Consider the following 4,645-nt stretch of genomic DNA (forward strand, 5'->3'; position numbering starts at 1 on the left):
GGCTTGATGTCAAAGACCTCGACAAGAGGGTCAGCCGCGCCGCCGTCGCTGTATTTGATGGCGAGCGCTTTGCCGGCGAATTCGAAATGGATCTGGCGGAAGCCGAAATCGCAGCGCTGCGTCCAGGCGGCCAGCCCGACAGTTTTGTCAGACAATTTTTCCCAGGCGCATTTGTCGATGGGCGGGCGCGACGGCGCCGGCTCGTCCGCCATGGCTGGTATCGTCGCGGATGCAAGCAGGGCACTGGCCCAGATGGTCGATCGCACGCTATTCATGGCTGCATCCTGTTAAAATGAAGGCGTCCCAGGCCGAACCGCCTGGATTGGCATTGGCGAAATCGGCTCCTTCGGTGAAAGCCACGCCGAAACCGGGCAAGAGCAGCCCTCTCGGCGCCGGTGTCGCTTCGCGCGAATTCAACTGCTCGGCGGCGCCGCCGGTCAAGGCATAGACCTGGCCCTCCCATAGCCTGCACAATCCGCTACCGTCCTGCAGGCCGCCTTCCCGGGCGTCGTCGGTGCAGGCGTGGCGAATGGTGCCGAGCGGGAAGGAATTCTTGCCGTTGGTCCAGGTGATGTCGGCGGGCAGGCTCGTGCCGGTGTTGGGCACGGCCAGCGAAAACACTTCGGCCGTCAGCGCCGCCGGCTCGTTGGCGAGCGGCCGGAATTGCACGACGGCACCCGAGCGCGGCTCCTGATAGGTGGCGTGGCTCAGGAGGCATTCTTTTGCCAAGGCCGCCTGCATCGGGCCGAGCAGGCCCAGGAGGAAGAAGGCCAGTATGCGGGTGATCATCCAATGTCTCTGGGAAAGCGTTGAGTCGGCCCGCACAGTCGCATCATCCGCGCAAAAGCATAGCAAAATCCGGAACGGCGGCGTTTGTCCGCTCCTGGACAAAACTTGTCCTCGCAAAATCCCACCAGCCTGTATGGTCGAGCGCACTGATCGAAGGAGTGGTGATGCGGCGTTTGGTGATGACGACGGCAATATCCGCATTCGCCGGTGGCTCCGCGCTGGCGGCGCCGCCTTATGTTGGGACATGGTCTAGCGGCAGGCTGAACTGCCACGCGGCTCCCGACATCCAACGCGAGACTGTGTTCACAGTGGACCAGGCGTCGCTGTCGTTCCCCGATCTCGGCTGCGAGCAGGCGACATTTCGCAAAAGCTCGACCGGCTGGGTGGTGCATGCCAGCCAATGCTACGGTTCCGACCCGTCGATCGAGGAGCCGTTCGCGCGTGTCATCCATATCGTCGGGCATGGGGCCACGCTGCGGTTCACCTGGCCTGGCTTCGACAGCGGACCGCTCGTCCGCTGTTGAAGGCGTCCGGCGCCTCAGACCAGGCCGACCAGAAAGGCGGCGCCGCCGAGAAAGCCTGCCGAGCAGATCCATAACAGCCAGAGCCCCCGTACCCGGCATTCCAGCACCGCCGAGCCGGGGTTGGCGGGGTCATAGTGGACGTCGACCTTGCTGCCTTCGACATACTGCCGTGCCTGGCCGCCGACGAGGCCGGGCAACGAAGCCGTCACGGTTCCGCCGAAGGTCACACGATCGGCGCTGTAGCGCTGGCCGGCGACGTCATAGGAGTAGACGATGCGGGATTTGAAGACGGTGCGCCAGCGACCATGGCCAGAATGGTTTCGGAGCGCCTGCAGGCCCGAGGCATCGATGCGGCCGGCAGTGACCGGCCATTTTGCCGCCTGCTCGGCCAGCGATTTCTGGACGAAGCCCATGCGCAAGGCAAACAGGCCCATGAACAGCAGCAGCGCTCCCGCGCCGAGGTTCTGCGGCTTGGGCAAATGCGGCCTGATCGCCTCCAGGACGCCGCCGACGGAAAACACCAGAACCAGCGCGCCGACCACCAGCCCGGCCGAGAGCTGGATCATGAACTTGAAGGCGCCTTCGGGCATGGTGCGCTCGATCACGGCTTTGCTCGGATCGGCCGGATTGTAGAAGACAGTCACCTCCGCGCCGCGGGGAAACTGGGCAAGGGTTTCGGTGACTTCGAAATTCCCCAAGTTCTCCTTCACGCTGTAGCGCGAGCTTTGAAATTTCTTGCCGCCAACCTTGTATTCGAAGGTGATCGCCGGAAAATTGCGCATTTCGGTGGTATCAGTGCTGTCCGAACCAACGCCCGAGCTTCTGACCTCGCGTGCCTCGACGCGCGACGAGATGATCTTTCCCGGCGTCGGCAGCCAGCGGCTGAGTGCCTTCACCTCTCGCCATTTCATGAAGGTGATGAATGACAGCGCGCCCGCGACCACGCAGGCAAAGCCGACAAGCATGATCTTGAGTTCCAACTCGTCTCCCCCCAGGAGTGCAGCAACCCGCACATAGACAGCATGGCGGTGGCAATGTCTGGTATTTTCGCAAATCTGAAAAGGCTGAGCAGCGCAAACGGCAACAGCCCACCGCGTCATGCAGGATTCACGGCCAGGAACGTGTTCCATTCTTCGCTATTGCGGCCGACGTTGAAATCGTCCCTGATGAGAACCAGCCCGGCGCCTTCGAGACGGGCGGCGAAGTCGTCCCTGCGCCAGTAGACCATGTGATATTCGCCTGATGTCTCGCCGTCGCCATTGCGCATCGAGACGAGGAAGGCGCCGCCCGGGCGCAGCGACCCGGCTATCTTGGCAAGCACCTGGTCGGTCTGGTCGCGAGGCACGTGGATCAGGACGCATAGGGCAAGGACCGCGTCGTAGGGGCCGCCGAGATCATCGGTGATGAGATCGAGCAACTCGCCATGCTTACCACGCGCGGCCTGCAGCTCGAGAAACCGCTTGGTGGCGTCGGTGCGCCGAACCTTGGCGCCCAAATTTTCCAGAAAATCCGCATCGTATCCGGCTCCGGACCCGACTTCCAAAATCCGACCGCCTGTGCCGGCGATTGCCACCAGGCGCTTGAGCGATGCCTGCTCCCTCTCGTTGGGAACATGGCGCACGATGGCATCATATTGTTCCGCATAATCCTCGTAAGCGCTGATCGTTTGACGGCTCCGTGCCAGAGCCTCCGATGACACACCCATCTTTTCCTCCCATGCGTCCTTGTTGGTCAAAGAGCCAGACACTTTCCTCAGCGAATGCTGCCGGCGGAAGCGTGTCCATCGAGCAGTCCGATATCGCGCTTGAAATGGTCCGACAGCGCACGCTGGTCAAGCAGGCCGCGTGAGCGGGTCCTGAAGGGAGCGGCGAAGAGGTCGAGGATCGGCGGACACCCGAGAAAGCGAACGACGCCAAGCCCGATAGCTTGTCTCAGTTGGCGTCGGCTACCGTCTGCCGGCCGCCGGCCCAGGCGCGCCATTGCCGTTCGTCGCCATGGAAGACATTGAGGTCTATACGGCCAGTGACGCCGTGCGACAGGCCGGAGCCGGAATACTGCCAGAACAGCCATTTGCGGCCGGGATAGACCTTTGACGGATGCTGAGCGACCGCACGCAGCCAAAACGGATAGTCGAGGAATTCGCCCCTGAGATTGTCGCGGTAGAAATCGGGCGCGGTGTAGATGATGGGCCGCTGGCCGTAATAGCGCTCCAGCTTGTCCATGAACACCTGCATCTTTTCCAGCACCTTTTCGCGCGACGGCCGCCGCTTGCAGCTGGACTCGCCGTTCCACTCGACGTCGATCACCGGCGGCAGCGCGCCTTCGACCCTGGGCACGTTGCGGATGAACCAGTCCGCCTGCTCGCCCGCCGTGCGGCACCAGTAGAAGAAATGGTAGGCGCCGCGCTTCAAGCCGGCGGCGTCGGCGTTGCGCCAGTTTTTCATGAACATCGGATCGAGGTGGTCGCCACCGTCGGTCGCCTTGATGTAGGCGAAGTTGGCGCCCTGCGCCCGCAGCTTGTCCCAGTTGACGTTGCCTTGCCAACGCGAGACGTCGACGCCGTGCACTGCAAGGCGGCGAGGCGAACCCTTGCCGAAATTGATCGGCTTGGCGTCGCGAAAACCGTAATGGGTGAGCGGCCCGGCAAGCATGGCCGGTGCCGCGCGCGTCAACAGCTTGGGCGGCGACACCAAGGCTGCCGGCTCGACCGGCAGCCCGCCGACATCAGGCACTTGGGGATCAGGCGCATCAGGTGCGGCAAACATCCCCGTCTCTTCCTCCTCCGCCAAGCCGAACGGGCGCGTTTTTTCCCCCGGACCGTTGTCAGACATGGGAGCCAGTCCGGCCCTTGCCGCCCTGTTGCCCCTTGCCGCCGGAGCAGCGGCGATCGGTGCCGGCGGCCGGATCACGGAACTGGTGGTCTCGTTGGAGGGTTTCTGCAAATCCAGCGCATCGACGCCGGCCGTTGACGAGCAGCCGGCAAGGCATAGCGATGCTATCAAAAAACTGACGACGCCCGGAATCCGCATCTGGACCTGTACTCAAAACACAACAGACCGAGGGCGAAACGACAGCCGACGGACAAACCGGATCAGTTATGAATGAGAAATTACCAATAAAGTTTGAATCAAGTTTTTTTCGCCATACCGCATGCGGGTAAGCGCGGTGGAAACTGGCTCAGGATTTCCTGAAGACGCCGATCATCGGCCCGAGATTCCAGTAGTCGTCTTTGCGGCCGATGGCAGGCGCAAACAGGCTGGATATCGTGCCGTCGAGGAACAGCGCGTTATCGCAACCGAGCGCGTCGCGGAAAAGCCGGGCGAAGGCATGGA

The 4,645-nt window shown here is 62.6% G+C and carries 5 protein-coding genes and 1 pseudogene; 1 reads left to right on the forward strand and 5 read right to left on the reverse strand.

The window, feature by feature from the left end; genetic code table 11:
- Both EN914_RS24975 and EN914_RS24980 read right to left on the reverse strand, forming a co-directional pair.
- A pseudogene (locus tag EN914_RS24975) lies at nt 1–275 on the reverse strand (hypothetical protein); the annotation flags it as partial.
- Nucleotides 268–789, reverse strand: coding sequence for a hypothetical protein (locus EN914_RS24980; RefSeq protein WP_024504363.1), 522 nt, complete (start codon nt 787–789; stop codon nt 268–270). The pseudogene EN914_RS24975 and the gene EN914_RS24980, both read right to left, overlap by 8 nt.
- Before the next feature lie 164 nt (nt 790–953).
- Here EN914_RS24980 and EN914_RS24985 point away from each other — a divergent pair, with 164 nt between their 5' ends.
- A complete protein-coding gene (locus EN914_RS24985; RefSeq protein WP_024504362.1) occupies nt 954–1,313 on the forward strand; it encodes a hypothetical protein in 360 nt (119 codons plus the stop codon).
- 14 nt (nt 1,314–1,327) lie between these two features.
- Here the strand turns inward: EN914_RS24985 and EN914_RS24990 are convergent, their stop codons facing one another.
- The 3 genes from EN914_RS24990 to EN914_RS25005 all read right to left on the reverse strand — a co-directional run bounded on the left by EN914_RS24990 (nt 1,328) and on the right by EN914_RS25005 (nt 4,342).
- The gene (locus EN914_RS24990) at nt 1,328–2,293 is read right to left on the reverse strand and encodes a DUF3592 domain-containing protein (protein ID WP_024504361.1); all 966 of its coding nucleotides are present in this window, start codon (nt 2,291–2,293) and stop codon (nt 1,328–1,330) included.
- Between the two features lie 116 nt (nt 2,294–2,409).
- Nucleotides 2,410–3,018 (reverse strand): class I SAM-dependent methyltransferase, encoded by a 609-nt coding sequence (locus EN914_RS24995; protein WP_024504360.1) that lies wholly within the window; start codon nt 3,016–3,018, stop codon nt 2,410–2,412.
- A gap of 226 nt (nt 3,019–3,244) precedes the next feature.
- Nucleotides 3,245–4,342 carry a GH25 family lysozyme gene (locus tag EN914_RS25005; RefSeq protein WP_024504358.1) on the reverse strand — a complete coding sequence of 366 codons (1,098 nt, stop codon included), beginning with the start codon at nt 4,340–4,342 and terminating at the stop codon, nt 3,245–3,247.
- Nucleotides 4,343–4,645: the final 303 nt, after the last annotated feature.

This window comes from Mesorhizobium sp. M7A.F.Ca.CA.001.08.2.1 (genome assembly GCF_003998455.1).
GTDB classification, from domain to species: Bacteria; Pseudomonadota; Alphaproteobacteria; order Rhizobiales; family Rhizobiaceae; genus Mesorhizobium; species Mesorhizobium ciceri.